Source organism: Arthrobacter sp. ISL-85 (assembly GCF_018613675.1).
In the GTDB taxonomy this organism is placed as follows: domain Bacteria; phylum Actinomycetota; class Actinomycetes; order Actinomycetales; family Micrococcaceae; genus Arthrobacter.
The window spans coordinates 177354-203593 of sequence record NZ_JAGGPQ010000016.1; the positions used below are offsets into that span (position 1 = coordinate 177354).

A 26240-nucleotide genomic window follows, 5' to 3' on the forward strand; every position below is an offset into this window, starting at 1 on the left:
GGTGGGTCAGGGCATGCCGGAAACAGTCCACAGGGCCAGGACGGCAAGCGGCACGGTCAGCGCCACCGCCACCAGCCCCGCGGCGGCGAACCCGCCCCACCTGATGGGGACGTTCAACACGCGGAGCCGCTCATGCCACAGCAGCGTGGCCAGCGATGCCCATGGGGTCACCAGCGGGCCGAGGTTTACGCCGATGAGGAGGGCAGCAAGCCGGACCGGTGATCCCGCCACCGGTTCCAATGCCAGGTAGGCGGGGAGGTTGTTGGCAGTGTTTGCTGCGCCCGCGCCCAGCCCGGCCAGCTGCAGGAGTGCAGGCAGGCTGTCCCCGGTCCCGGCCACCCCCGCCAGCAGGGAGGTGAGGCCGTGCGCGTGCAGTGTTTCCATCAGCATGAACAGCCCCACGGTCAGCATCAGGGGCCGCCACGGGATCATGGACCACCGCATGACGGAAGGCCGGCGGCCGCGGAAGACTGCCATCAGGACTGCGGCGGCGGCGAGCGCCGGGTACTGGACCGGCAACCCGGACACCAGCGCGGGCAGCAGGACCAGCAGGGTGATCGCAGCGGCCTTGAGCAGGGTGCGGTCGCGGACAGGATGCGCCGGCTGCGGACTGTACGTTCCGCGCAGGTCCCGGCGGAACGCGAGCCACAGCAGGACAAGGGGGACCACGAGGCCAACCAGCGCCGGAGCCCACACCAGCCCCGCGAAGCGCCAGGGGGTCAGGCCCAGCCGGTCCTGCGCCAGGAGGTTGGTCAGGTTGGACACCGGCAGCAGCAGGGAAGCGGTATTGGCCAGCCAGATGCTGGTCAGCGCGAACGGCAGCGGCGGAATCCGGGCGTGGACGGCCAGGAGGACCACCACGGGAGTCACCAGCACCGCCGTGGTATCCAGGGACAGGAACACCGTGGACACCGATGCCACGGCCACGACCAGGAGCCACAGCAGGAAGACCCGGCCCCGGCCGAGGGCGGCCAGGCGGTCCGTCACTACCCGGAACAGCCCTGCCTCGTCCACCAGTTCGGTGACGAGGGACATGGCCAGCACGAAGCCCAGGATGGGAATGGTCCGGGACGCCAGGTCCCCGAAGGCGGGAAGGGGCAGCACGCCCAGTGCCAGGGTTGCGACGCCTGCTGCCAGGGTTGCGCCGGGCAGCAGGTAGCTGCGGGCGGCTTTCAGCCATGCGAACTGCTTCACCGGGCTATCCTCGCATCCGCGGCAGGGAACGGTGCGCAGGAAGCTGTAGCTTTGTACCTATGAAGTACGCCCAGTCCATCCTGGACCTCATCGGCAATACCCCGCTCATCAAACTCAACCACGTGACTGACGGCATCAAGGCCACTGTCCTGGTCAAACTGGAGTACCTGAACCCCGGCGGGTCCATCAAGGACCGCATCGCGGCGCAGATGATCGAGGATGCCGAACGCGAGGGCAAGCTGAAGCCCGGCGGAACCATCGTGGAGCCGACGTCGGGCAACACCGGGGTGGGCCTGGCCTTGGTGGCGCAGCAGAAGGGCTACAAGTGCGTCTTCGTGGTCCCGGACAAAGTGGGCGAGGACAAGCGTGCCGTGCTGCAGGCCTACGGCGCGGAAGTTGTGGTCACGCCCACGTCCGTTCCGCCGGACAGCCCGCAAAGCTACTACGGCGTTTCGGACCGGATCACCCGCGAGACCCCGGGCGCCTTCAAGCCGGACCAGTTCTCCAACCCCGCCGCGCCGGGCAGCCACTACAAGACCACCGGCCCGGAGATCTGGCGGGACACCGACGGGAAGGTCACCCACTGCGTCATTGGCGCCGGCACGGGCGGCACCATCACCGGTACCGGCCGGTACCTCAAGGAGGTTTCGGCTGACCGGCCGGAGTCCGAGGGCGGGTTGGTCCGCATCATCGGCGCGGATCCGGCGGGTTCGGTCTACTCCGGCGGCACCGGGCGCCCGTACTTTGTGGAGGGCGTGGGCGAAGACATGTGGCCGGCGAACTATGACAAGACGGTCCCGGACGAAGTGATCGCCGTGACCGACGCCGATTCCTTCGCCATGACCCGCCGGCTGGCGCGGGAAGAGGGGCTGCTGGTGGGCGGTTCGTCAGGGATGGCCGTAGTAGCCGCCCTGCAGGCGGCCAAGGACCTGCCGGAAAGTGCCGTCGTCGTGGTCATCCTGCCTGACTCGGGCCGCGGCTACCTGGCCAAGATCTTCAACGACCAGTGGATGCGTTCCTACGGCTTCCTCTCCGGCGGAGAGGAAACCTCGGTGGGCGAGGTCATCAAATCCAAGAACGGCGAGCTGCCGGACCTGGTGCACATCCACCCCAACGAGTCTGTCCGCGACGTCATCAACATCATGAACGAGTTCGGCGTCAGCCACATCCCGGTCCTCTCGCAGGAACCGCCCGTGGTCATGGGCGAGGTGCTGGGCGCCGTGGACGAGCGCACACTGACCGCCAAACTGTTCCGCGGCGAAGCGAAGCTGACGGACAAGATCTCCGAACACATGGGCCCCAAGCTGCCCGTGATCGGCTCACTGGAAACCATCTCCGCGGCCAGGGAACTGCTCTCGGACTCGGACACCCTGATGGTCACATTCGTGGGTGCGCCCGTGGGCATCCTCACCCGGCACGACCTGCTGGCCTACCTCAGCAACTGATCTGCGTTACACAAAAGGAGCACCCATGACTGCCTCTGAAAACCAAGGTTTTAATACCCGCGCCGTCCACGCCGGACAGGCTTTTGAGCCACGCACCGGAGCCGTTGTGCCGCCGCTGCACTTCAGCTCCACCTACGCGCAGGACGGCATCGGAGGCCTGCGCAGCGGCTACGAATACGGCCGCGGCGGCAACCCCACCCGGGACGCGCTCCAGGAACAGCTCGCGGCGCTGGAACTGGGCACCCACGCCTACAGCTTCAGCTCCGGGCTCGCCGCGGAGGACGCCCTCATCCGTGCGCTGACCCGCCCGGGGGACCATATCGTGCTGGGCAACGACGCGTACGGCGGCACCTACCGGCTGATCAGCCGGGTGCTGGGGGACTGGGGGATCGGCAACACCCCGGTGGACATGGCCAACCTGGACAGGGTCCGCCATGCGGTGGCCGCGCACAAGACCCGGTTCGTGTGGGTGGAGACGCCGTCCAACCCGCTGATGAAGATCACCGACATCATGGCGCTTGCCGACATAGCGCACGACGCCGGGGCCCTCCTGGTGGTCGACAACACCTTCGCGTCCCCCTACCTGCAGAACCCGCTCGCCCTGGGTGCCGACGTGGTGGTCCACTCCACCACCAAATATATTGGCGGCCACTCGGACGTGGTGGGCGGCGCCGTCGTGGTCACGGACGAGGAGCTGGCGGAGAAGATCGGCTTCGTCCAGTTCGCGGTGGGGGCCGTGTCCGGCCCCATGGACGCCTTCCTGACCACCCGGGGACTCAAGACCCTTGGTGTCCGGATGGACCGGCACAGCGAGAACGGCCAGGCCGTGGCCGAATGGCTGCTGGAACGCCCGGAGGTGGAAGCCGTCCTCTACCCGGGCCTGCCGGGCCACCCGGGCCACGAGCTCGCCAAAAGGCAGATGCGGAAGTTCGGCGGCATGGTGTCTGTCCAGTTCAAGGGCGGTGAACCCGCCGCCCGCAAGGTGGCCGAGTCCACCTCTGTGTTCACCCTGGCGGAATCCCTGGGCGGGATCGAGTCGCTCATGAACTACCCGTCGGAGATGACCCACGCCTCCGTCAAGGGCACCGAGCTGGCCGTCCCCGTGAATTTGCTCCGGCTCTCCTGCGGGATCGAGGACGCCGAGGACCTGATCGCGGACCTGGACCAGGCGTTCTCCGCCATCCCGTAAGCGACCCGCGGGAACCCTAGCTTTCTTGAAGAAAGTCAGCTAGGGTTCCCGTATGCCTCTTCGATCCGACTGGTCCCAACGCACCTGCAGCATGGCCCGCGGCCTGGACATTCTGGGCGACCCGTGGAGCATCCTGGTGCTGCGCGAGGTCTTCTTCGGGAACGGTCGTTTTGACGCCATGAAGAGCAGGCTGGAGGTGGCGGACTCGGTCCTCACCAAACGGCTGGCAGGCCTGGTGGAGTCCGGGTTGCTGGAGAAAAAGGCCTACGACGACGGCGGCCGCACCCGTCACGAGTACGTCCTCACCGCCAAGGGCGAGGACGCGCTCCCGGTCCTGAACGCGGTCACCATCTGGGCGGAGAAGCACCTGCCCGCGCCGTCGGACCAGGCTCACCTGTACGTCATCCATTCCGGCTGCGGCAAGGCCACCAGTTCGGCGGACACCTGCACCGGATGCGGGGAGCGGCTCACCGCGGCGAACACCAGCTGGCACAGCCGCTCCCGGTCGGAGCAGCCTATCCGGTTGTCCACCGCAGCCGGGAAGGGAACGGCCGCGTGAACGCCGTGCCCGGGAACGCGGCCCAAGTCGCCCAGGAGGCCTCCGCGCCGCAGTCCCCGCCGGTAAAGCGCCGCCGCCTGCACCCCGCCTGGGTTGTTGCTGCCGTCGCATTCCTGGCGCTCGTGGGGGCCGCCGGTTTCCGGGCGGCTCCGGGCGTCCTCATGGTCCCGCTCCAGCAGGAGTTTGGCTGGTCCACCACGGTCCTGTCCGCGGCCGTCAGTATCAACCTGGTGCTCTTTGGCCTGACCGCTCCGTTCGCCGCCGCCCTGATGGAACGCTTCGGCGTCCGTGGCGTCACCGCAACGGCCCTGGTCCTGATCGGCATGGGCAGCGCACTGACCGTACTGGTGAACCAGTCCTGGCAGATCCTGCTGACGTGGGGGCTGCTGATCGGCCTGGGTACCGGTTCCATGGCGCTGGTTTTCGCCGCCACCATCGCCAACACGTGGTTCACCAGGAGCCGCGGACTGGTCATTGGCATCCTTACCGCCGGCAGCGCGGCCGGCCAGCTGGTCTTCCTGCCTGTCATTGCCGTGCTGGCCCAGGACCCGGGCTGGCGGCAGGCCTCGCTGCTGATCGCCGCGGGCGCTCTCGCCGTGATCCCGCTGGTGTTGAAGTTCCTCAAGAACTCGCCCGCCGACGTCGGGGTCCTGCCGTACGGCGCGGAGCCGGCGGATGTTGACGCTGCAGAACCGAAAGCCAAGGCAGCGGAGACCCAGGACGGGGCGCCGACCAATGCCGCCGTCCGCGCGCTGCAGGTACTCCGGCGGGCCAGCAAGGTCCGGACCTTCTGGGCGCTCGCGGCGGGGTTCGCCATCTGCGGCGCCACCACCAACGGCCTGATCGGCACCCACTTCATCCCCTCCGCACACGACCACGGCATGCCCGAAACCACCGCCGCGGGACTGCTCGCCGTCGTCGGGATTTTCGACATCATCGGGACCATCGCGTCAGGCTGGCTGACCGACCGTTTCAACCCGCGCGTCCTCCTGGCTGTCTACTACCAGTTCCGCGGGATCGGCCTGCTCGTGCTTCCGCTGCTGCTCAACGCTGAGGTGCAGCCCAGCATGATCGTGTTCGTGGTGATCTACGGCCTGGACTGGGTGGCCACCGTTCCACCGACGGCCGCCATCTGCCGTGAAACGTTCGGAGCGGACGGCAGCGTGGTCTTCGGGTGGGTCTTCGCCGCACACCAGCTCGGGGCCGCGGCGGCAGCCACCGCCGCCGGTGCACTCCGGGACGCCACCGGCCATTACACCTACGCCTGGTTTGGGGCTGCCGCCATGTGCACCATTGCCGCCGTCATCAGCGCCACTATCCGCCGGCACAGAGGTCCATCGGAAGCGACGGCAGGGGAAGCGGAGCAGGCCGCGGCCTGAAACGGGAGCGGGGCCGGCGCTAGGCTGGTCGGATGGAATCCGCCCCACCCGCCCCTGCCCGTCCTGTTGCCCTGGTCACCGGAGTGGGCCGGCTGGCCGGCATCGGTGCGGGAATCGCCCGCCGGCTCGCCGCAGACGGCTGGGACCTGGTCCTGTCCTACTGGGCAGGCTACGACGCCCGGATGCCATGGGGGAGCGAACCTGAAGACGTGGTCCGCCTCACCGCGGAGCTGGAAGCCATTGGCGCCAAGGTCCACGTCCTGTCGGCCGATCTCCAGGACCCCGGCGTCCCTGACCGGCTCGTGGCTGAATCCGCCCAGCTGGCCGGACCGCTGCGGGGCATGGTGCTCAGCCACGCGGAATCAGTGGATTCCGGCGTGCTGGACACCACTGTTGAGTCCTTTGACCGGCACTTCGCCGTGAATACCCGGGCCAGCTGGCAGCTGATTGCCGCTTTTGCGCGGCAGGCAACGGACGACGGCGGCGCGATCGTTGCGCTGACCAGCGACCACACAGCGTTCAACCTTCCGTATGGTGCCTCGAAAGGCGCGCTCGACCGGATCGTGATTGCCGCCGCCCGCGAGCTGGGCCCGCAGGGCATCACCGCGAACGTCCTCAACCCCGGGCCCATTGATACGGGCTGGATGAACGATGAAGTCCGGGACGAGCTCACCGCGCTGCAGCCCACCGGCCGGCTGGGGACTCCAGCGGACGTTGCCGGGACCGTGGCGTTCCTGCTCTCGCCGGCCGGGCGCTGGGTGTCCGGCCAGCTGATCAAGGCCGACGGCGGCTTTTCCGCCTGACATCCTGTGTCAGTGGAAGGCGTCCAGGCCGGTGATGTGCCGGCCGAGGATCAGGGTGTGGACCTCGTCGGTTCCCTCGTAGGTCCGCACGGATTCCAGGTTCGCGGCGTGCCGCAGCGGGGAGTAGTCCGTGGTGATGCCGTTGCCGCCCAGGATGGACCGCGCCTCCCGTGCCACGGCTACGGCCTCGCGGACATTGTTCAGCTTGCCCAGGGAAATCTGCTCGGGTCGGATGGTCCCGGCGTCCTTCAGCCGGCCCAGGTGCAGCGCCAGCAGGGTGCCTTTCTGGATCTCCAGCAGCATGTTCACCAGCTTCTCCTGCGTTAGCTGGTAGCCTGCCAGCGGCTTGCCGAACTGCAGCCGCTCCAGCGAGTACTCCAGTGCTGCCTCGTAGGAATCACGGGCGGCTCCCATGGCACCCCAGGCGATCCCGTACCGGGCCTCGTTCAGGCACGTGAACGGGCCGCGAAGCCCCCGCGCACCTGGCAGGAGGGCCCCGGGACCCAGCGGGACGTCGTCGAACACCACGTCGCACTGAATGGAGGCGCGCATGGACAGTTTCTGCCGGATGGGCGTGGCCGTCACGCCGGGGGTTCCGGCCGGCACCAGGAAGCCGCGCACGCCGTCGTCCGTCATGGCCCACACCACCATGACGCCAGCCACCGACGCGAGCCCGATCCAGCGCTTGGCACCGTTGAGCACCCAGCCGGCGTCGTTCCCGCTGCCGTCGCGGGTGGCGCAGGTGGCCATGGCGGCCGGATCCGAGCCCGCGGTGGGCTCGGTCAGGGCAAAGCAGCCGATGACCTCGCCGGCCGCCATCCGGGGCAGCCACTCCTGCTTCTGTTCCTCGGAGCCCCAGGTGTGGATGGCGGTCATGGCCAGCGAACCCTGGACCGACACGAAGGTGCGGATCCCGGAATCCCCGGCCTCCAGTTCCATGGCGGCCAGCCCGTACTCGACCGCGGACCGGCCGGGGCAGCCGTAGCCCTCCAGGTGCATCCCCAGGACGCCGAGCTCGCCCAGTTCCGGCGCCAGGTCCAGCGGGAAGACCGCGTCCTCATACCAGCGGGCGATGTCCGGCCTGATTCGCTGGCGGGTGAAGTCCCGGACCTTTTGCCGGAGCTCCAGTTCCTCCGCCGAGAGCAGGGAATCGAGGCCCAGGACGTCCGATAGGCCGGCGGCCATGGCGTTTCCTGTCATTTCTTCACCAGTTATTTCTTTACGAGGAAGTAGCCGCGGGTGGCGGGAAGGAAGCGGCACACAGCGGCCAGCACGACGCCCAGGGCCAGCAGCACCACACCGCTCACGAAGGCCCCACCGACGCCGAAGATCTGGGTGTCGCCGTAGGCCGGGTCCCACATCTGGACTGCCGAGATGAAGAACGCGGCGGTCAGCAGCAGCGCACCGGCGAGGGGGAGGATGCCGCGGAACCAGAGGTTGCGGGCCGAGTCCCGGAGCGTTCCGCGGAAGTACCAGAAGCAGGCGAACCCCGTCAGGGCATAGTAGAACGCGATGAACAGGCTGATGGCGCTGATGGAGTCCCCCAGCAGGTTTTCGCTCAGGAAGCTCATGGCCACGTAATAGGCTGCTGCCGCACCGCCCATCACCTGGGTGGAAAATCCCGGGGTCTGGTTGCGTGGGTGCACCTCGGCGAACTTCGCCGGCAGGGCGCCGTGGACACCCATGGACAGGGTGCCGCGCGCAGTGGGCAGGATGGTGGTCTGCGTGGAAGACAGGACGGAGGCCAGGACGGCGACGACGATCAGCCAGCCCCACGGCCCCAGCACCACGTCCTTCATGGCCAGGAACACGTCGTCCTTGTTCGCCTCATTGCCCAGGCCGATGCCCTCCGAGCCCACCGTCGCGTACATCATCACCAGCAGCGCCACGGAAACATAGATCGCCACCAGGACGAAGGCCGAAATCACGGCGCCCCGGCCGGGGGTCCTGGACGGGTCCTCGGTTTCCTCATTAACCGCCAGGCAGGTGTCCCAGCCCCAGTAGATGAACAGGGCCAGGAGGGCTCCGTGCACCACGGCACCGGGATCGGTGAAGGCTCCCACCGGGTTGAACCACTCAAAGTCGAAGGCCTGGCCTTCCGGCGCCCCGCCCACGATCCGCATGACGATGGCCAGCGCGAAGATGCCCAGCGCAATGTACTGAACGTAGGTCAGGACGCGCTGGACGTGCTCGCCGAGCCGGATCCCGCGGTAGTTCACCAGGGTCATCAGCACGATGAACAGCAGGCCGGTTCCGGTGACCAGCGGTTTGTTCTGCGCCAGCGACCCGTCACCCACCAGCAGCCACAGGTACTGCCCGGCCACCTGCGCCAGGTTGGCCAGCACTACGATCCCGGCGAGCGCCACGCCCCAGCCGCCAAGCCATCCTGCCCAGGGGCCAAACGCCTGGCGGGACCACGTGAAGGTGGTGCCGCAGTCCGGAATGGCACTGTTGAGCTCGCGGAAGGCGTAAGCGATGAACAGGACCGGGATGAAGCCCAGCAGGAGAATCAGGGGCGTGTAGTTGCCGTTGACTGCAACGATGAGGCCAAGGGTGGCCGCGAGCGAGTACACGGGGGCGGTGGAGGCCAGCCCGAGCATGACCGAGTCGCCGAGGTCCAGGATCCCGGCCCGCAGTCCCTTGGCCGGCACCGCGGTGCCGGCCCCATCACCCTGGCCTCCCGCCGTCGTCATGTCCGTACTCATAAGATGATTCCTGCCTTGTTGGAGGCCCCCGCCGAAAGCGGCGCAGGCGCGTCAATGGTGTTGGGGACAAAGCGGCAGAAGTAGTCCGTGACCGGCCCGTCCGATTCCCGGATGCCGCAGCCCACGGACTCGCCGTCCACCACCCACAGCCCCAGGACCGGATGGTTGCCGTCAAAGTCCGGGAGCGGGTGGTACTGCTGGTAGCACCAGCCCTCGCGGCCGTACCCGCCGGGCTGCTCCACCCTGATGCCGTCCGCCTGGATGCGGATGTTGTCGCCCTCACGGCCGTGCAGGGGCTTGGCCACCCATTCCTTCAGCGGTCCCGGGTCCGTGAGGTAGGCCGGCAGCAGGTTGGGGTGGTTGGGGTAGAGGTGCCACAGGGCGGCGAGCAGGGCCTTGTTGGAGAGCAGCATCTTCCAGGCCGGTTCCACCCAGCGCGGATTGTGGGCCCGCTCCAGCAGCCGCGGGCCGAACTCCTCCTTCATCATCAGCTCCCAGGGGTAGAGCTTGAAGATGGTGCTGATCAGAAAGTTGTCGAGGTCCACGAAGCGGTTCAGGTTGGGGTCCCACCCGATATCGGACATGTTGATGCCGATGGTTGTCCATCCGGCCTGGCCGGCCACATCCCGCATGTAGGCGGCGGTCATCCAATCCTCGCCGGATTCCTCCACCTCTGAATGGGCAACGTGGAGCGTGCTCATCCCGGTGCGGTACTGGAACTTCTTCCACTGCCGTATCAGGGCCTCGTGGATGCCGTTCCACTGGTCCTTCTCCGGGAACACGTCCTGCAGCCAGAACCATTGGGCGACGGCGGCTTCGATGAGTCCGGTGGGGGTGTCGGCGTTGTATTCGAGCATCTTGGCGGGCCCGCCCTGGCCGTCATAGATGAAGTCGAACCGGCCGTACACGTCAACATCACCGGCCTGCAGGGATTCTGCCGCCAGTTCCAAGGCCTGCGGCCCTATTCCGATGCTGCCCATGGCACCGGTGGCGAGGAACTTTGCCGCCTCCAGGCACATCCGGTGCATCTCCTCGGCCACCGCCTCAAGCGTCTCCACCTCGTCTATGGTGAACTCGTAGAACGCGGACTCGTTCCAGTACTCAATGCGGCGCCCGTCATCCATCGTGGTGGTGGAGAAGACCAGGCCCTGCTCTTCGATCTTTTGCTTCCAGCCCGGACGGGGCTCAGACAACAACCGTTTCATCCTTCAGCCTCCCGAGACCTTGCCGCCGCCGCCGCTGGAGCCGCTCTTGGCGCTTGACCCGAAACCGCCGCGGCTGACCGTGCCGCCCTTGCTGCTGTAACCCGTGGAGGCCTTTGCGCCGCTGGGGACGGTGCGCGTGTAGTTGGGCGCGGTGGACCTGTTCTGGCCGATGGACGGAACGGTTGCCCCGCGGGAGTAGAAGTACCAGGCGTAGATGCCGCCGCTGCGGCCGGCGGAACTGTCGCAGTTGTTGTCCGCCACGCGCTCGCCGGTCTCGTCGTCGAAGCACACCTGCGCGTATTCAGGGTCGTCCTCGTTGCTGGCAATCACCGCGGTGATGGTTCCGGCCAGGAGTGCGGTCACGCCCAGGCCCACCACCACGGTGCGCCGCTGGGAGCGTTTCTTGCGGGCCGCCGCCTGATTGAGCTGCCTCTCCCGCTCGCGTGCAAACGGATCCACGGGGGTGACCGGTTCGTTGAGGAGTTCGGGACGCAGGTCCGGTTTGGGGACCTGCCAGGGCGGTGGCTTGGCGGTGCTGCCGGCGCCACTGCTGCCGTCCTTTGCCGGGCCGGCCTCCGGATCCTCTTTTGGGTCTTTCTGGTTCGAGTCCACGGCGTCCCCCTGGGTTTGTTCACGCGATGTTGGTCACGCGATTTGGGCGCAGCACTGCACCCCCAAATGCAAGTCTCGAATCAGCGTAGTCCCTGCCGGTGCCGCCTGCGAGAAGGAGCGCTGTCCGGAATAGGGGAGAACTGCCCATTGCGCATGGGTGCGGGCGCCGTACCCCGGAACCCTAGACTGATGCCATGGAATCTGGTTCTGTCCTTGCCGTCTGCCGCGTCCACCAGCTCGTGGGGGACCAGGGCGACGTGGGCGTCACGGCCATCGACAAGCGCCCCGCCCACGGTCCCGTCAAGGTCCACAAGCTGGGCCTGCGCGGGGACATCCAGGCCAACAGGGCGCACCACGGCGGGGAGGACCAGGCCGTCTATGCCTATTCCCAGGCCGACGCCGACTTCTGGGCCGGTGTTTTGGGGCGCGAGCTGCCGCCGGGCGTCTTCGGGGAAAACCTGCGGGTATCCGGCATCGAGACCACCCACGCAGTGATTGGGGAGCGCTGGACGGTGGGCTCCGGCGTCGAACTGGAAGTCACGTCCCCACGGACCCCGTGCGCCACGTTCCAGCGCCGGATGAAGGAACCCCAGTGGGTGAAGCGCTTCACCGAGGAGGGGCGGGTGGGGACGTACCTGCGCGTGATCCGCACCGGCAGCATCCAGGCCGGCGACAGCATCCAGCGGACGTTCGTCCCGGCCCACGGCGTCACCATCGGCAAGTGGTTCAGCGAGCCGGACGTGAAGGTCATCGAGGCCCTGCGCGGGGCAGAGGCCGACGGCGAGATCCGGCTCCAGGACGAGTACCACACCAAGTTTGAGGTACTGCTGCGGCGGCTGGGGAAGTAGTCCCCTTCCCCTGCCGGCGCCAAAAGGCGCGCCGTGTGCGCAAGCTCACCGCCGTCGTCGGCCGTTCAATTTCCGGTCCGCGGCGTCCGTGCCTTACACTTGAAACATCCCCCACTCCGGAAATCCCTTATTCCTGCCCAATTTTTGAGGCAGGACTGGCAAGTGTTGGGGCCCGCGCACGCGATGCGGGCATTTTCATAGGGAGAGCCGGCTAAAGAAAACGCTGTACAGACTGCTGGGATAGCAGCCAAGAGATGCAGCGCGAAGTCCTGCCACGGGATTGCGAAAGCGCCGGACTTCTGTGACCGGCCGGTCAACGTTTGCCCGGCATCATCGGCACGTGTACTGCGGCTCCGCTCACCTCGGGTAGTGCCGCGTGGCCCCCTATGGATGAGGAATAACTCCCTATGCCCGAAAACCAGAACGAAACCTTCGACGCCGCCAGCACCGAAGCGGTAACCGCTGAAACCGCCGCCGTCGAATTCACTGAGCCCGCTGCCCCCGCAGCCGAGCCCGTTGCCGCCGAAGCCGAGCCCGCTGCCCCCGCAGCCGACGTCGCTCCCGCGGCCGAGGCCGCAGACGATGAAGAAGACGGCGTGAAGTTCGCCGACCTTGGCATCGACGCCCGTGTCCTGGCCGCCCTGCGGGATGTCGGGTACGAGAAGCCGTCCCCGATCCAGGCAGCCACCATCCCGTTGCTGCTTGAAGGCCGCGACGTTGTTGGCCTGGCGCAGACCGGTACCGGCAAGACTGCAGCATTCGCAGTGCCGGCGCTGTCCCGCCTGGCTGAACTCCACGACCTCAATGGCCCGTCCCGCAAGACCCAGGCCCTGGTCCTCGCCCCCACCCGCGAGCTGGCCCTCCAGGTTGCCGAGGCGTTCACCTCCTACGCCAAGCACATCGATGACTTCACCGTGCTGCCCGTCTACGGCGGCTCCGCTTACGGTCCCCAGCTCGCCGGCCTGCGCCGCGGCGCCCAGGTGGTTGTGGGTACCCCCGGCCGCGTGATCGACCACATCTCCAAGGGTTCGCTGGACCTGTCCGAGCTGCAGTACCTGGTGCTGGATGAGGCTGATGAGATGCTGCGCATGGGCTTCGCCGAAGACGTGGAGCAGATCTTCCAGCAGACTCCCTCTGACCGCCAGGTGGCGCTGTTTTCCGCCACCATGCCGAGCCAGATCCGCCGGATGTCCAAGCAGTACCTGAACGATCCCGCCGAGATTTCGGTGAAGTCCAAGACCACCACCGGCGCCAACACCCGCCAGCGGTACCTGCAGGTCATGGGCCCGCACAAGCTGGACGCCATGACCCGCATCCTCGAGGTGGAAGAGTTCGACGGCGTCATCGCCTTCGTTCGTACCAAGATGGCTACCGAGGACCTGGCTGACAAGCTCAAGGCCCGGGGCTTCCAGGCCGCAGCCATCAACGGTGACATCCCCCAGCAGCAGCGCGAACGCACCGTGGACGCGCTTAAGGAAGGCCGGATCGACATCCTGGTGGCCACCGACGTCGCCGCACGCGGCCTGGACGTTGAGCGCATCAGCCACGTGATCAACTACGACATCCCGCACGACACCGAGTCCTACGTGCACCGCATCGGCCGCACGGGCCGTGCAGGCCGCTCCGGCGACGCCATCCTGTTCATGACGCCGCGCGAGAAGTACCTGCTGCGTTCCATCGAGAAGGCCACTCGCCAGCCGGTGGAGCAGATGCACCTGCCCACCGCCGAGACCGTGAACACGCTGCGCCTGGGCAAGTTTGCCGAGCGCATCACCGAGACCCTTGAGTCCGAGGATGTCTCCATGTTCCGCGACCTGATCGCCTCCTACGAGGAAGAGCACAAGGTGCCGGCAGCAGAAATCGCTGCGGCGCTGGCCGTCATGGCCCAGGGCGGGCAGCCGCTCCTGGTCAAGGAACTGCCCGCGGCTCCCGAGTACCAGAAGCGTGAGCGCTCCAAGGACGGCTTCGGCTCACGCGGCCCGACCCGCACGCTCACCGAGGGCAACGCAACCTACCGGATCGCCGTCGGACGCCGCCAGCGCGTCATGCCGGGTTCCATCGTGGGCGCCATCGCCAACGAGGGCGGCATCTCCTCGGCCCAGATCGGCGGCATCGACATCCGCTCGGACCACTCCCTCGTGGAGCTGCCCGCGGACCTGAGCCCCGAGCAGCTGCGCGCCCTGTCCCGCACCCGGATCGGCGGCGAGCTGATCCACCTCGAGCTGGACAACGGCCGCAAGCCTTCGGGCGACCGTGGCGCATACCAGGGCAACCGCGGCGGGGACCGTGGCGGCAACTTCAAGGGCAATGGCGGGTTCAAGAAGGAATTCCGGAAGAACGACGGCGAGCGGTCCTCGGCTGACCGCGGCGGACGTTCGTACAGCGACCGCTCCGAGCGTTCCTTCAGTGACCGCGGCCAGTCAGGCGACTCCCGCCTCGGCGGACACGGTGACGGCTCCCGCAAGCCCCGCAGCGGCGGCGACAGCGGACACCGCGACTTCAACCGCAAGGGCAAGTGGTAAACACTTCCGCACGTTGAGGAATTGACGACGGCGATGGGCCGGCTTTCGAGCCGGCCCATCGGCATTTAACCTGTCTCCTGATACGCGGGGTGTGGGGCTGGACACATTCGTGGCCCGTCGGGGTGGTGGGGGACTCCTCGAGCGGGCTGCCCGCCGTCGTCCACTCTGTTCTCCGGTACCCCTCCAGCCCCGGAAATCCGCGGAAAAACCGGCGTAATCGCTCCAGGAGGGGACGTGCCGGATGGTCCCGGGATCACTCTGGACGCCGATTTGTTGGTGCGTAAATCTTCCGGTAGAGTATTTACTCGTTGCCCCCCTAGCTCAGTGGTAGAGCGCGTTCTTGGTAAGAACGAGGTCACCGGATCGATTCCGGTGGGGGGCTCTGAATGAGGGCCTGTGTCAAGGCGGTTTGACCGGCTTGACACAGGTTTTTCTCATTCGTGGCGGTGTAGCTCAGTTGGTTAGAGCGCACGACTCATAATCGTGAGGTCGGGAGATCGAGCCTCCCCACCGCTACAGATGAAGCCCCCGGAATCTCCGAGATTCCGGGGGCTTTCTTGTTGAAGCAGGCTCGACGTTTCTTGCCGCAATCTCTTCAAACCCCTCTCCTGCCCTCGAAATCTCCACCTGGTGGCTACAAAATGGCTACGGATGAGGCATCGATGAGGCGTCCCCTGTCCCGAGGACATGGACCCCGTCACGACACAAACGCCTCCGGTCCCTCAGAGCCCCGTGAAGCCGCCGCATGGCCTCTATACTCGGGTATGCCGGGCGAGGCCCTGGAAGAGGCCTTGCTGGCCCGGATATGCGTTGGAATTTATTGTTTGGGGGAATGTCTTGACCGAAGTTGGTACGCAGGATGGGCTCGATGTTGAGCAGCTTCCCGATTACAGTGCTCCCGTAGGTACAGACTTCGCGGCCTTTGACCCGCTGGCACATAAGAGTACTAGGGCAAGCGATGCCGCTTTCCTTGCACTCAAGCGGGAAATCTCTAACATCTTGAGTTCCTACGTGGGCTGGTATGACCCTTTTGCCGAGTTGATCCAGAACGCACTGGATGCTGTTGACGCCCGGAGGGAGCTGGAGAGCACGGGCACCGGGCCTGCTTATCAGCCCCGCATCCATGTCTTGATTGACATCGAAAGCAACACCCTCACCGTTACCGACAACGGTATCGGGCTTGACCAGGACAAGTTCGAGCAGTTTCTCGCACCGAACTTCTCTTTCAAGACTGGGAACACTAGAGGGCACAAGGGGGTCGGTGCCACCTACGTCGCATACGGCTTCAATTACATGCGCGTGACGACGCGTACGCCTGGATTCGAAGCCTCTGGGCGAATCCGAGGGGCACGCAACTGGGTCAAAGGCAAGGGGACCGGAAGTAACAATCCGCGGGTCGAACCCGATACCAGCGAACTGGCTGATCCTACGTTCAATACGAACGACAGGGGTGTTTCCATCACCGTTCGATTCGATGACGCGACACATCCAAAGAAGCTTGAATGGCTCTCGGCGAATGACGCGGAGACATGGACGAAAATTTTGTCAGTAAAAACCGGTCTTGGTTCTGTTGTCCAACACGGTGATATTGCGGTGTCGGTCGAAGTTGTTGCTAAGGGCGGCAACCGCACGACCCATGAGCTGGATTCGACCAAGTACCTGTGGCTGCACGAGACGGCGAACAAGAAAGGGCGCCTGACCGAACTGAACAAGGTCGCGCAGGAGACCTTCGACAAGCATGGGGCGAAGCGGAATCTTCCTGATCGATACCGGAATCTGGATTTCATCTACGAATCGTGGACTCCGGCAGAGCTTGAGGAAGCGCTCAAGGATCATCTTGACGAGGAAGATCTCGCCGTCCTTGAGGAGTACCCTCCCACCGTCAGCATGGAGTATGGGTACACTGCCAAGCTTTGGAACCAGTTCAACTCGTCGTTGAACATACGTTCCGGGCAAAAGATCTTGACGCCGGGCATTCAACTCGCCGCCAACAACATGCCTCAGGGCGAAACGATTCTGATACCGCTGACCCGAAACATCGGCCGACAGAATCAGGTCCACTTCCTCATCCATTTTGATAACTACACTCCGGACATGGGCCGTAAGGGTTTCCACCGAGAACTGACTGATTTCGCGAAGAATGTTGCAGTTCACTTGATGGAGAACTTCGTCTACAAGCGGCGCGATCTATTGAAGGCCAATACAGGCGTCTCTCCGGATCTGATACGCAAGATGAAGATCGACGACTGGAAGAAGGACATGCTCCAGCACGAGGAAGCTGAGCCCCTCTCGCTCGCCAGCGAGCACTTCTTCCGGCCAACTGAACGTATTGCGATCACATCCACGCCGACGCGGGAGCAAGACGTAATTGCGCTGTTCCACCAGCTGATTGCCGGCGGTGTCATTCGTGGCATGCACATCATGTCCACCAACGAGTACTTCACCTACGACGGCCTGTTCAAGGTTGCTTTCGATTTGGCACCGGAGATTTACGCGTATGACCCGCAGACGAACCCCCTAGGAATTCCGCTAGATAACGCGACCGCGCTTGGCGGAAGAACGTTGGGTCCGAACATCCTGGAGTACAAGTACTCATTGGACGGCCTGATGGAAGACCTGGATGCCAACGACAAGAACCTGAACGAGATCGATCTTGCTATTGCTTGGGAGTCGGGCAAAACCTATGCAGAGCGTTATGGAATCAAGTCATTGCTCATTGATGAGAACGCAGACCAACGCGAGTACCACGGCGTCACTCACGTCCTTTACGACAAAGACACGCTGGCTAAGCACTGCGATCTAGTAATCCTGAGTGAGCTTGTTGCGTATTTGAACAGCCCAGAAGAAACGGCAGAGCTTCAACGGGCCAAGTATGAATAGGCCCCATACGTCCGAGATCAATCTGGAAGTTGTTCGCGGTGGCGCGCTCGATTAACGATGAGGGCGAGGGAGGCGGGAAGGGCGGTGCCGAAATGACGTCCGGCTTCTCCATCCCTTGGAACCCGGAGGGCACGGTAGGGGTAGCCGTTGGAGATGGAGCCTACAACTCTGAGGATTCAACCGCTCAAATTCGGCAGTCGGCATTGGAATATCTCTCCAGGGCGGGGCTGAATGTAGCCCCCATGCCTCTGAAAGGTATGGGGGCCGTCGCCGGGGAAATTATCCTGGCGATAGCAACAGGTTTAGCAGCCGACATTTTGGTTCATGTGTGGAAACAAGTCCGTGAGTTCTTTAGAAGCTGGCTGGACCGCAACGCGGAACGCTTGAACAGCAGACACCATGTAGAGTGCACTGTCCAGTTGGGAGACAGGAGAGGCCCGAATAGGGACGCAGTCCAGTTGCTCCTACTTTTGCCGGGCTTGCGCGAGCATCTAGACCAAGAGCACCCAAACAGAAGCTTTTCGTTCGTCGTGTTCTCCGCCACCTCTCACGTTGACTTCGTGCAGGTAATTCTGAGGGATTACGACAACTTGAAGAGAACTTCACGCCAAATAATAAGAATCATTCGCCGCTTGCCAGAATCGAAGTATGCTAGCTTCTTCCTTCAGGACGGCCCATTTGGTTCCAGGCGAGTAACGTTCAACGCTGTGTAGGTCTTAATTAGCTCTTGGCAAGGTAGCGGTACAGTGTGGCCCGGTCTTTCGGGTCCGCAGTCAGGGGCCACTGGATGGCTGATTTCCCGTTGACCTGGTAGTCCAACACCTCGGCCGGGATGCCTGCCAGCATTGTTCTCCCTATCGAGGGTGATGAGGCGGCAGATCACGTCAACCACCACTCGGCGTCGACTGTTTTGTCGCCTGACACTAGACGCCCGCGGCCATTCGGCCGACGGAAACGCGATCCGTAAGGCCCGCTCACCAAACCATTGCATATCCATATACTGACTTGGTGAATACCGTAGGACAGGCACTGCAGGACATTCTGGACGAGAACAAGATCACCCAGGCCGACGTGGCCCGCGGGACCGGCCTCTCCACCAAGTACATCAACGGGGTGGTGAAGGGCCGGACTCCGCTCTCCGTCGAGGTGGCGGTGCTGATCGAGGAGCACTTCCCTCAGGTCAAGGCGTTCCCGCTGCTCATGGCGCAGCTCCGGGAGGACGTGGCCAAGGTGAAGATGCGCCGCAAGAAGGTCAAGCAGGAGCAATTTGAATACGCCCCGGGCGAGGAATAGCCATGCGCTGCCTGGGCTGCAATGGTGAACTCACGGTGTCTAACAGGGCCAACGATTTCGCGTGCACGGACTGCGTATTCAAGCGTCATCCCCGGCCCGCGTTCTCATTCACCAAGGTCAAGCGCATCGCCCGGAAGCCTGACCCATACGAGCAGGATGAACTGGAGGGGGCGCTGGACGCCCTCACCACGCCGGAGATCCGCGCCACCTTCCCGGATGATGACCAGTGCAGCCGAATGGCCGAGGCCATCGAGGAAGTGTACGAAGGGCGCATGCTGCCGAGGCTTCGCAGGGACATCCTGCCCCGGCCATACATTCCGCAGCTGGTGAAGGAGATGGTTTGGACTCGTGACGGGGGCCAATGCGTGGAGTGCAGCAGCACCACCAACCTGCAGTTCGGCCACGTCATCCCATATTCATGGGGCGGGTCTAGTACGGAAGCCAACCTGCAGATCGAGTGCGCAGCATGCAACCAGTCCAAGGGAGCAAACTTGTGAAGCGGCTGCTTGAACACGCCGCGTGTCAGGAATAACAGGCCGGCCAGCGCTACGCCGTTGAGGAACGTGAAGCTGACCGGCAGGGCGGCCGGCACCAGGATCCCCGGCTCTCGCGTTCACCCGTCAGTGGGCACTGGACCTCTCTCGCCGCTCGTCACGCATCCAACCAGTGGGCGCACTTTAACCTGCGTTCGCTGCCCACGGTCGGGAAAAGACCCACCTGTGTTCACGCCCCACCTTCGGCACGTGTTGCCGAAGCGTTGTCAAGAATTCCAAGCACAGCGCCTCCTGCAGGGCCTGAGGGTCACATACAACGTCAAGGTGCAGGGTGCCATTCGCCAGAAAGGGAATAGAATTCACATCAGATTCAGGAATGGGCAGGTGGCGTCCGCGGTCATGCCGTCAGCCGTGAAGAGCTGGTAGGTGATTCATGCCGCGCTCAGTGATCGATTACGCAATCACAGCACTCAATGTCCTCTATTGGATCGTGGTGGCGGTCTGGGTGTGGCTGATGTTCACCGATGACACGGCCACCGTGAACGGCATGTGGTTCGTCGGGGCTGCGTTGGCCGTAATGATTCCCTACCATCTCCTCAAGCGCAGACGCAGGAACCTGCAGGAGAAGACGATGCCCCACCCGTCGTAGCAACTACGGCCGTCCCGGGCGGGCGGGCGGTCCGTGGCCATATCTGGCTCGGTGTCACCGGGGGCTCACATAGGCGGCGGACAGTGGAGTTCGAGTCCTGGCCCGGGCTGCCCTGTCGTTAGACCCTTGGGGGGTAGGCCCCAATGCCGTAATGCCGGTGACCCGGCCGTCATAGCGCCCGCGGTGCCGTACGGGATCAGAAGCAACGAGTGCAGGCGGGCTAGTTGAACCCGCCTGCACAATCGTTAGTTAATTATTCCGCCGGTACTCCTGCATGAGTTCGGCCCCGGTCTTCTGCCGGGGGACGTAGGCTTTCCTGATTTCTGGGGAGCTTACCCAAGCTTCCTCAGTTACGCCCTCACTCATGGCGCGCGCGCGTCCGGCCGCATAGGCCACAAACTGTTCCTGGCCCGCTGACGGTGACGTGCTCGGCAGCGCATTCATGTAGTTGGCATATTCACGCTGCGCCTTTGCCTCAGCAGCGAAGCCGGCATGCCGGGCTTCCACATCCGTGCGGAAAAAGTGATGGGTGTTAGTTTCGTGCGGCAGCTGCCACATTCCAGGGCTGACCTCCACAGGATCGAAGTTGAGAGTTGCGGGATCGTGAGGCGCAGCGGTATCTCCGGCGGCGGCTGTGGCATCGGCGAGATGCTCAGCGCCAGTCTTGCGGATGCCGAAGTGATCGTAGTTGTTGTCAGTCATTGTGGTTGTCCGCCTCATAGTTGTTGTTTCCATTGGTTGCAGCCCGAACCATCCGGGCCTGGTCAAGTGAGTGGTAGACCCTGCGGTCGTACTCCCAGAATCCGGGCCAAATCTCGGTAATTTCCTGGCAGATTGCCAACATTTTGATTGCCATTTATAGCCTTTCTCTTGTTAGGTGTGCGGACCGCCGATAGCGAACTGGTCTTTGTTTCGCAAGGGGGAGTCCCAGTGGCTTGGAGCAGCGGGAAGCCCGTACTTTCCCGCCCAGATGAGCAGGGAAAAACTGGTTACGCATAAGTAGTCGTCAGTCCAAAAGGGGGCCTCAGGGTTCCTCGCCCGACGCGTCCGACGGGCCGCGTTAATCCTGTGAGTAACTGGCTGGAGGTGATTCGGACGTATGCACAGCGTGTTGTTGCAGACGTGGTCAAGCTCTCGTCGCGGAGCGTGCCCCCCGATGAACCACACGTACATCAACCTGTGGCCCAGCCATTCCCGGTCGCCCACGATAACGGAGGCATAGGCCCCATTGCGGGGACCAGTCCAAATCCAGCATCCGGTAACTTCGTGGACCCCAAGTGCCTGTGCAATGCGGTCTAACTCAGAATCGAGGACAGGACTTCCGATGTTGCCCAAATCGAGTTTCTCAAGCGCCCGGCGCTCGTGGCGGCGACAGTAGGACAACTTCTCGGCAGTTGTCGGACAGTCAGGTTCCGAGCAGGGAGTGCGACGGCGGCGCTCCTGCTCATAATGTTTCTTGCAGTGGCCAAAAGCATAGGCAGCTCGCGCGCAGGACGTCGCTTTGCAGAGTCGGTTTTGAGTGCGGGGCAGCGACAAGCTCCTTTACGAGTGAGGTGTTTTTGTACATGGTTTGGAGTGGGGAAGCCCTTCCCGCCCCTACTGCTGGCTGGATTGCCCGACGTCAGAAGCAGTCGGGCCAACTAGGGGTCATTACTGTTGGTCGCGTAGTCACGGTGGTTGGTGTGGTCGGTTGCCACTAAGGGCATCTCCGAAGAGATGACCTGTCGCAGTGAATATTCCGGCAGGGTGGAAGGGCAGACGGGTTTAAGGGTTCAGTGCGGTTTTGCGGGTGGTCCTGTCGCGTTCGGTGCAACAGGACCACCCTGTCGTCACTCCACCCTGAAATCGACAGGCAGGGCGGTCCCTGCCCCTTACAGGGAGAGCGGGCGGCCGTGCCTCCGGCTCAGGCTGCGCCACGGGCCTGGCTGAACAGTGGGGAAGGTTGCGACCACGGGCCTGCAGCTCGGGCAGGGAGGGTTAACGCGGGAGAATCCGATTTGGTGGCCCCATGCCGCCCGGGCTGCACATGCTGAACAGAGGTCCAGCCGGAGGTAATGATTTTTGGTTTTGTGAAATTCCATAGCTTGGCTGACTGTTTCCGGCTTGTCGTGCAAAAGTCGTAGTCCTTCCTTGGGCGTCCACGTGAATGAATTAGCTGTTTATGCGAGAGCGGGGCCGGGGTAGCCCCAGCGCGCTGCCACCTGGACAAAGCGCACTAACCTACCGAGATACTTCCTGCTGTTTCATCCACGCCTCGACATCCGAAAGGCGGTAGAGCACCTTGGTTCCGACCCTCAGGCGCTTGGGGCCGTCCAGCAAGTGGGTGGCAAGGAATTTCTCACTTACGCCCATGAATTCCGCCGTTTCGCGGCGGTTCATGTACACGGAGTTTGAAAGCCCCTGTGCCGTACGGACAGTGGAAGCAGACTCATTATTTTTGAGCAGGGCTATCTCCTCAGGGTTGTTGTGTTGGCGAATGCAGGGTTCTCGGTGTCAGGGCTGGGACCGCTGGGGAATTGCTTGTAGTTAAATTATGGTTCGTACCCCTGAGTCTCCCTGGAACCCCAAATAGTTGTTGCCTATCGCGATTATCCGACTCTGTGGCTACTGTTGTGGTTATGGCCATCAACAAGTTGGAAAATGGGAAGTGGCGTCACGACTACCGTGTGGACGGGGTCCGCCGCTACAAGCAGTTCAGGACCAAAGCTGAGGCGTTGGCTCATGAGTTGCAGATCAATACGGCCAAGTCTGGCGGCACGCTGATTGACGCCCGGAAGGGTGGCAAGATTCGCTTTCACGAGCTGTATGTGGAGTGGCTGGGCCGCATTGAGCGCGTCGGCGCAAACGGCCAACGGCCCGCTTCACCAGTGACCGTGGCTGGTTACCGGCGCGTGTACGAGCGACATATGGAGAAGCACTTTGTGAACCGCACCCTGGCGGGCGTGACGCTTACAGTCATCAATGAGTGGCTGACGACCTTCGCTACCGACGATGCCCGACGCCGGGCCTACCGCCAGCTGGGCCGGATGCTGCAGTATGCAGTAGATAGCGGCTACTTAGCTGCGAATCCGGCACGCAACGCGACTATCAATAATGTGCCAACTCCCAGTCCCATTCGGGAACCTGCTGCTCTTACTGCAGGACAACTGATGGCGTTGGCGGAGCAGGCGGCAGGGGGTGGCCGCTACGCGGGCCAGTCTCATGAGGCCTATAGGCTCCTGATCCTATTTGCCGGAACGACTGGGCTGAGGTGGTCGGAAGTCTCCGGCCTCAAGGCTGGTGCACTTACCTTCGGCGACGACCCCCGCGTTATCGTCCGGTCCACCCTTGTGCCTGTGGATGGCCGTCTGGAGTTCCGGGAGACAACCAAAGGGCGCAAACCCCGCACAGTGCCGATTCCCGCCTCGGTTGCTAGGGAGCTTGAGGTTCACGTCGAGGGGTTGGTTCCGGGTGCATTGGTATTCACGTCCCCGTCCGGCACCGAGATGCGGTCATCAAACTTCTCGCGCCGGGTTTTCCACCCGGCCGTCAAGCGATGTGGTGAAATCGACCCAACTTTTCCTGAGGTCGTTTTTCACGACCTGCGACGCACTGCGGTTACGCTGGCGGTCAGCGCCGGTGCAAATGTAAAGCTGGTTCAGCAGATTGCGGGGCATAGCTCCGCCGTTACCACGCTCGACGTGTACGCCCAGCTCTTCGCCCACGATGCTCAAGCGTCCGCTAGGGCTGTGGATGCCCTGCTGACCGGAGGAGGCGCGTAGCGAAAGTTATTGCCTTCTGGAATACATGTGGCGATAAAACGGCTACTGAATCGCACGCTTTCCAGCATTCGCAAGGATTCACCGCACGACTCATAATCGTGAGGTCGGGAGATCGAGCCTCCCCACCGCTACAGATGAAGCCCCCGGAATCCCGAGATTCCGGGGGCTTTTCTGTCTCCTGGATCGAAGCCTCCCCGTTTCGGGATCTATCGACGCGGTGATCCACAATCGCCACGGATATTCACCTGCGCGGCCCTTATTTGGGTGTCCTCGTGGAACGTGGGATGCGAAAAGAAATCCGCGGGTCGTGACAAGACACTCGAAGGCGCAGTAGCTTGGCAGCAATTGGCGGATGGGGACTCGGTGGACTTTTTCGCGGCGGTGATGGAGCCGTTCCGGTGGCTCGTCTCCGTCATTATGGTGGTTTTCCATGACGGGTTGAGCGCCGCCGGCATGCCGCCGGTGGCCGGCTTGACTTGGGCGCTGTCCATCATCGGGCTGGTGCTGGTCATCCGTGCCGCGCTAATCCCGGTGTTCCTGGCACAGGTCCGGGCCCAGGTCCGGATGCGGCTCCTGCAGCCGGACCTGAAGGAGCTCCAGGACAGGTACAAGGGCAGGACGGACCAAACATCACGGCAGGCCATGGCCCAGGAACAGATGGCACTTTATAAAAAGCATGGCACCAACCCGTTCTCTGCCTGCCTGCCACTGCTGATCCAGGCGCCGTTCTTCCTGGCTCTTTTCCAGGTGCTGTCCGGAATCTCCGGCGCAGCGCTGAAGAGCGAAGGAATTGGAGCGATGAGTCACGACCAAGTGGTTCAGTTCGATTCGTCCAGCCTCTTCGGGGCGCCGCTGTCCGCCTCCCTGCTGCACGGCGGCGGGGACCCCACCGCGGTGGCCGTGCTCGCCGTCGTCATGATCCTGGTGATGATTGCCTGCCAGTTCCTCACCCAGAAACTCGTGGCGGCACGGACCATGGCCGGCCAGGACACTGACAGTCCGTTGATGCGCCAGCAGCGGGTACTCCTCTACCTGCTGCCGTTGATCTTCGGTGCAGGCGGGATCTTTTTCCCCATCGGCGTCCTGGTCTACTGGACGGTCTCCAATCTGTGGACGCTGGGCCAGCAGTTCCTGGTGTCGCGCCGGCCGTGAGCGCGGGTTCAGTGGCTGGCCAATCCCTGCGCCTGCTCCTTCAGGAATTCGGTGACGGACTTCGGGTTGATCCCACGCTGGCGGAGGGCCTTGTCATCCCAGGTAGCCTCCTCGATATCCGAGGACAAGCCGACACCCAGGGCCGAAGCCATGGCGTCGTTCCTGCGTTTCAACACAAGCGTTGCCAGCCGTGCCACGAGGCGCGGCATGCGCTGCACTTTCAGGGGGCGGTGGGCCAGTTCCCCTGCGATCCCAATGATCTCCTTCTTGGTCAGCGGCTCGGGTCCGCCCACCTCGATCCTTGCCGGCGGATCGGGCTCCAGCGCCACCGCGGCGAGGAGGGCGGCAATATCCCCGGTGGACACCAGCCGGCGGGGGGTGTCGCCCTTGCCGATGACGGCTGCCTTCCCGGCCGCGAGGTCGAACCGTGCGGCGCGGCTGAGCTGGACTTCCTGCAAGCCGTCGGAGAGGACCACCACGGCCCGCATGGGGGAGTTCGCCAGGCGCTCCTCAATGGCGAGCTTGGCCTGTTCCAGCGGGGTCCGGAGGCTGGCGCTGCCGATCGGGAAGGACAGGTAGACAAAGCGCTGGACGCCGGCGGCCTCCGCGGCATCGACAAGATGGCCCATGCCCACTTCGTCAACGTCCCGAATGGTAGCGGAACTGGTTCCCGCGAACCGGCGGGTGATCACTGTTGCCGTGGCAATCACCGTTTCGACGCCCTTGCACGCGGGCCGCAGCGTGGCAGGTTCGGTGAGGTCCCCGCGGACAATCCCGGCGCCGATCGCCCGGAGCGGCGAATCGTCAGTGGCGGGCCGGACCAGGCAGCGGACATCCTGCCCGGATTCACGCAGTAACCGGGCCACCCGTCCGCCCAGGTCACCCGTTGCCCCGACCAGGAGGATCATGCCGGTGCTCCTTCCTGGCCGGCACCGGCCACTGCTTGGACGGCGGCGTTCACGTCTCCCGTGTCCTTGTCCACCGGCTCCAGGTAGAACCTGACGGCCGCGATCCGGTCGTCCCGGACGCTGAAGATTGCCACGCCGGCCTGCTCGACGGCGCTGCCGTCAAGGCGGGTGCCACGCGATCCCCATTCGACCCATACCTTGCCGCCGGTGCCGGTTGCCGAGTCCAGCACTGTCACGGTGAGGTCAGGGATCCCTGCGAAAAGTGCGGACCAGTTCCTCCGCACCTGCGCGCTTCCGGTGAAGCTGCGCGCGGGGTGGTTGGGGGTGATGTTGACGTAGTCTTCGGCGAACTCGGCCACCATGGCTTCGAGATCGCGTTGCTGCGTTGCGGAAAACATTCGGCGCACAGGGCCGTCGGGGAGGCGGTCCACGCCGTTTGGCGTGTCCATGAAAAAGGCTCCTTGGTGCCTCGGGGGAGGCTCGGTCTCCTACATCCAATCAATACAGTCCCCTGTATTGATTGGACTTTAAGGCTGCATGCAAAGCCAGTCAATGCACTGCTGCGTGAAGTGGACGAAGAAATGCACCGGCGGACACGAACCTGCAGAGAAAATTCCTGTTCGGCCAGGGACTCCCGGGGCA

Annotated in this window: 24 protein-coding genes and 2 tRNA genes; 15 read left to right on the plus strand and 11 right to left on the minus strand. The window is 64.0% G+C overall.

Going from position 1 to position 26240, the window contains the following annotated elements; all coding sequences use genetic code 11:
• Positions 1-6 precede the first annotated feature (6 nt).
• Positions 7-1194, minus strand: coding sequence for an SLC13 family permease (locus J7I84_RS12430; protein WP_214944881.1), 1188 nt, complete (start codon positions 1192-1194; stop codon positions 7-9).
• A 59-nt stretch (positions 1195-1253) separates the two neighbouring features.
• On the opposite strand from J7I84_RS12430, the gene J7I84_RS12435 reads away from it, so the two are divergent.
• Genes J7I84_RS12435 through J7I84_RS12455 form a run of 5 tightly spaced genes read left to right on the plus strand, consistent with a single transcriptional unit; the run spans position 1254 to position 6569 of the window.
• Entirely contained in the window at positions 1254-2639 is a 1386-nt protein-coding gene (locus J7I84_RS12435) for a cystathionine beta-synthase (RefSeq protein ID WP_214944882.1), read from the plus strand.
• Between the two features lie 25 nt (positions 2640-2664).
• Entirely contained in the window at positions 2665-3828 is a 1164-nt protein-coding gene (locus J7I84_RS12440; protein WP_214944883.1) for a cystathionine gamma-synthase, read from the plus strand.
• A 52-nt stretch (positions 3829-3880) separates the two neighbouring features.
• Positions 3881-4387 (plus strand): helix-turn-helix domain-containing protein, encoded by a 507-nt coding sequence (locus J7I84_RS12445; protein ID WP_214944884.1) that lies wholly within the window; start codon positions 3881-3883, stop codon positions 4385-4387.
• Positions 4388-4392: 5 nt separating this feature from the next.
• Complete coding sequence (locus tag J7I84_RS12450) at positions 4393-5766, plus strand: MFS transporter (RefSeq protein ID WP_311381141.1); 1374 nt, start codon at positions 4393-4395, stop codon at positions 5764-5766.
• A 32-nt stretch (positions 5767-5798) separates the two neighbouring features.
• The gene (locus J7I84_RS12455) at positions 5799-6569 is read left to right on the plus strand and encodes an SDR family oxidoreductase (protein WP_214944886.1); all 771 of its coding nucleotides are present in this window, start codon (positions 5799-5801) and stop codon (positions 6567-6569) included.
• A gap of 9 nt (positions 6570-6578) precedes the next feature.
• On the opposite strand, the gene J7I84_RS12460 is transcribed toward J7I84_RS12455, so the two are convergent.
• The 4 genes from J7I84_RS12460 to J7I84_RS12475 are packed head-to-tail and all read right to left on the minus strand — an operon-like array spanning position 6579 to position 11091.
• Entirely contained in the window at positions 6579-7769 is a 1191-nt protein-coding gene (locus tag J7I84_RS12460) for an acyl-CoA dehydrogenase family protein (RefSeq protein WP_214944887.1), read from the minus strand.
• A gap of 11 nt (positions 7770-7780) precedes the next feature.
• Entirely contained in the window at positions 7781-9274 is a 1494-nt protein-coding gene (locus J7I84_RS12465; RefSeq protein ID WP_214944888.1) for an APC family permease, read from the minus strand.
• On the minus strand, positions 9271-10479 hold the full coding sequence (locus tag J7I84_RS12470) for a glutathionylspermidine synthase family protein (protein ID WP_214944889.1): 1209 nt from the start codon (positions 10477-10479) through the stop codon (positions 9271-9273). The genes J7I84_RS12465 and J7I84_RS12470 overlap by 4 nt, the downstream gene beginning before the upstream one ends.
• A gap of 3 nt (positions 10480-10482) precedes the next feature.
• Entirely contained in the window at positions 10483-11091 is a 609-nt protein-coding gene (locus J7I84_RS12475) for a Tat pathway signal protein (protein WP_214944890.1), read from the minus strand.
• Between the two features lie 194 nt (positions 11092-11285).
• Between J7I84_RS12475 and J7I84_RS12480 the strand changes: the two genes are divergently transcribed.
• From J7I84_RS12480 to J7I84_RS12500, 5 genes are all read left to right on the plus strand, one after another.
• A complete protein-coding gene (locus J7I84_RS12480; RefSeq protein WP_214944891.1) occupies positions 11286-11939 on the plus strand; it encodes an MOSC domain-containing protein in 654 nt (217 codons plus the stop codon).
• A 407-nt stretch (positions 11940-12346) separates the two neighbouring features.
• On the plus strand, positions 12347-14461 hold the full coding sequence (locus J7I84_RS12485; RefSeq protein WP_214944892.1) for a DEAD/DEAH box helicase: 2115 nt from the start codon (positions 12347-12349) through the stop codon (positions 14459-14461).
• Between the two features lie 310 nt (positions 14462-14771).
• A tRNA-Thr gene (locus J7I84_RS12490) sits at positions 14772-14843 on the plus strand.
• Positions 14844-14903: 60 nt separating this feature from the next.
• A tRNA-Met gene (locus tag J7I84_RS12495) sits at positions 14904-14977 on the plus strand.
• A 321-nt stretch (positions 14978-15298) separates the two neighbouring features.
• The gene (locus J7I84_RS12500) at positions 15299-17341 is read left to right on the plus strand and encodes an ATP-binding protein (RefSeq protein ID WP_214944893.1); all 2043 of its coding nucleotides are present in this window, start codon (positions 15299-15301) and stop codon (positions 17339-17341) included.
• 720 nt (positions 17342-18061) lie between these two features.
• On the opposite strand, the gene J7I84_RS21795 is transcribed toward J7I84_RS12500, so the two are convergent.
• On the minus strand, positions 18062-18187 hold the full coding sequence (locus J7I84_RS21795; RefSeq protein WP_285291219.1) for a hypothetical protein: 126 nt from the start codon (positions 18185-18187) through the stop codon (positions 18062-18064).
• A gap of 162 nt (positions 18188-18349) precedes the next feature.
• Here J7I84_RS21795 and J7I84_RS12505 point away from each other — a divergent pair, with 162 nt between their 5' ends.
• The 3 genes from J7I84_RS12505 to J7I84_RS12515 all read left to right on the plus strand — a co-directional run bounded on the left by J7I84_RS12505 (position 18350) and on the right by J7I84_RS12515 (position 19777).
• Positions 18350-18634 carry a helix-turn-helix transcriptional regulator gene (locus J7I84_RS12505; protein WP_214944894.1) on the plus strand — a complete coding sequence of 95 codons (285 nt, stop codon included), beginning with the start codon at positions 18350-18352 and terminating at the stop codon, positions 18632-18634.
• Positions 18635-18669: 35 nt separating this feature from the next.
• Positions 18670-19131 (plus strand): HNH endonuclease, encoded by a 462-nt coding sequence (locus J7I84_RS21925; protein ID WP_214944895.1) that lies wholly within the window; start codon positions 18670-18672, stop codon positions 19129-19131.
• A 430-nt stretch (positions 19132-19561) separates the two neighbouring features.
• Positions 19562-19777, plus strand: a complete 216-nt coding sequence (locus J7I84_RS12515) for a hypothetical protein (protein ID WP_214944896.1) — start codon at positions 19562-19564, stop codon at positions 19775-19777.
• A gap of 249 nt (positions 19778-20026) precedes the next feature.
• Here J7I84_RS12515 and J7I84_RS12520 read toward each other — a convergent pair whose 3' ends face one another.
• The 3 genes from J7I84_RS12520 to J7I84_RS12535 all read right to left on the minus strand — a co-directional run bounded on the left by J7I84_RS12520 (position 20027) and on the right by J7I84_RS12535 (position 22156).
• Positions 20027-20479, minus strand: a complete 453-nt coding sequence (locus tag J7I84_RS12520; protein ID WP_214944897.1) for a hypothetical protein — start codon at positions 20477-20479, stop codon at positions 20027-20029.
• A complete protein-coding gene (locus J7I84_RS12525) occupies positions 20472-20633 on the minus strand; it encodes a hypothetical protein (protein WP_214944898.1) in 162 nt (53 codons plus the stop codon). The genes J7I84_RS12520 and J7I84_RS12525 overlap by 8 nt, the downstream gene beginning before the upstream one ends.
• Before the next feature lie 1364 nt (positions 20634-21997).
• Positions 21998-22156 carry an AlpA family transcriptional regulator gene (locus tag J7I84_RS12535; RefSeq protein ID WP_214944900.1) on the minus strand — a complete coding sequence of 53 codons (159 nt, stop codon included), beginning with the start codon at positions 22154-22156 and terminating at the stop codon, positions 21998-22000.
• Between the two features lie 239 nt (positions 22157-22395).
• On the opposite strand from J7I84_RS12535, the gene J7I84_RS12540 reads away from it, so the two are divergent.
• Together J7I84_RS12540 and yidC are read left to right on the plus strand one after the other, a co-directional pair.
• A complete protein-coding gene (locus J7I84_RS12540; RefSeq protein ID WP_214944901.1) occupies positions 22396-23538 on the plus strand; it encodes a site-specific integrase in 1143 nt (380 codons plus the stop codon).
• A 363-nt stretch (positions 23539-23901) separates the two neighbouring features.
• Positions 23902-24690: a membrane protein insertase YidC gene (gene yidC, locus J7I84_RS12545; RefSeq protein ID WP_214944902.1), complete on the plus strand. Its 789-nt coding sequence runs from the start codon at positions 23902-23904 to the stop codon at positions 24688-24690.
• A gap of 8 nt (positions 24691-24698) precedes the next feature.
• On the opposite strand, the gene J7I84_RS12550 is transcribed toward yidC, so the two are convergent.
• Both J7I84_RS12550 and J7I84_RS12555 read right to left on the minus strand, forming a co-directional pair.
• Positions 24699-25598 (minus strand): SDR family oxidoreductase, encoded by a 900-nt coding sequence (locus J7I84_RS12550; RefSeq protein ID WP_214944903.1) that lies wholly within the window; start codon positions 25596-25598, stop codon positions 24699-24701.
• On the minus strand, positions 25595-26047 hold the full coding sequence (locus J7I84_RS12555; protein WP_214944904.1) for a nuclear transport factor 2 family protein: 453 nt from the start codon (positions 26045-26047) through the stop codon (positions 25595-25597). The genes J7I84_RS12550 and J7I84_RS12555 overlap by 4 nt, the downstream gene beginning before the upstream one ends.
• Positions 26048-26240: the final 193 nt, after the last annotated feature.

What these genes read in the sequence shown, in the direction of transcription:
- J7I84_RS12435 (WP_214944882.1), top strand. Translation starts at nt 1,254, where the DNA reads ATGAAGTACGCCCAGTCCATCCTGGACCTCATCGGCAATACCCCGCTC.
- J7I84_RS12440 (WP_214944883.1), top strand. Translation starts at nt 2,665, where the DNA reads ATGACTGCCTCTGAAAACCAAGGTTTTAATACCCGCGCCGTCCACGCC.
- J7I84_RS12445 (WP_214944884.1), top strand. Translation starts at nt 3,881, where the DNA reads ATGCCTCTTCGATCCGACTGGTCCCAACGCACCTGCAGCATGGCCCGC.
- J7I84_RS12455 (WP_214944886.1), top strand. Translation starts at nt 5,799, where the DNA reads ATGGAATCCGCCCCACCCGCCCCTGCCCGTCCTGTTGCCCTGGTCACC.
- J7I84_RS12460 (WP_214944887.1), bottom strand. Translation starts at nt 7,769, where the DNA reads ATGACAGGAAACGCCATGGCCGCCGGCCTATCGGACGTCCTGGGCCTC.
- J7I84_RS12465 (WP_214944888.1), bottom strand. Translation starts at nt 9,274, where the DNA reads ATGAGTACGGACATGACGACGGCGGGAGGCCAGGGTGATGGGGCCGGC.
- J7I84_RS12470 (WP_214944889.1), bottom strand. Translation starts at nt 10,479, where the DNA reads ATGAAACGGTTGTTGTCTGAGCCCCGTCCGGGCTGGAAGCAAAAGATC.
- J7I84_RS12480 (WP_214944891.1), top strand. Translation starts at nt 11,286, where the DNA reads ATGGAATCTGGTTCTGTCCTTGCCGTCTGCCGCGTCCACCAGCTCGTG.
- J7I84_RS12485 (WP_214944892.1), top strand. Translation starts at nt 12,347, where the DNA reads ATGCCCGAAAACCAGAACGAAACCTTCGACGCCGCCAGCACCGAAGCG.
- J7I84_RS21795 (WP_285291219.1), bottom strand. Translation starts at nt 18,187, where the DNA reads ATGCTGGCAGGCATCCCGGCCGAGGTGTTGGACTACCAGGTCAACGGG.
- J7I84_RS12515 (WP_214944896.1), top strand. Translation starts at nt 19,562, where the DNA reads ATGCCGCGCTCAGTGATCGATTACGCAATCACAGCACTCAATGTCCTC.
- J7I84_RS12520 (WP_214944897.1), bottom strand. Translation starts at nt 20,479, where the DNA reads ATGACTGACAACAACTACGATCACTTCGGCATCCGCAAGACTGGCGCT.
- J7I84_RS12525 (WP_214944898.1), bottom strand. Translation starts at nt 20,633, where the DNA reads ATGGCAATCAAAATGTTGGCAATCTGCCAGGAAATTACCGAGATTTGG.
- J7I84_RS12535 (WP_214944900.1), bottom strand. Translation starts at nt 22,156, where the DNA reads ATGAACCGCCGCGAAACGGCGGAATTCATGGGCGTAAGTGAGAAATTC.
- J7I84_RS12540 (WP_214944901.1), top strand. Translation starts at nt 22,396, where the DNA reads ATGGCCATCAACAAGTTGGAAAATGGGAAGTGGCGTCACGACTACCGT.
- J7I84_RS12550 (WP_214944903.1), bottom strand. Translation starts at nt 25,598, where the DNA reads ATGATCCTCCTGGTCGGGGCAACGGGTGACCTGGGCGGACGGGTGGCC.
- J7I84_RS12555 (WP_214944904.1), bottom strand. Translation starts at nt 26,047, where the DNA reads ATGGACACGCCAAACGGCGTGGACCGCCTCCCCGACGGCCCTGTGCGC.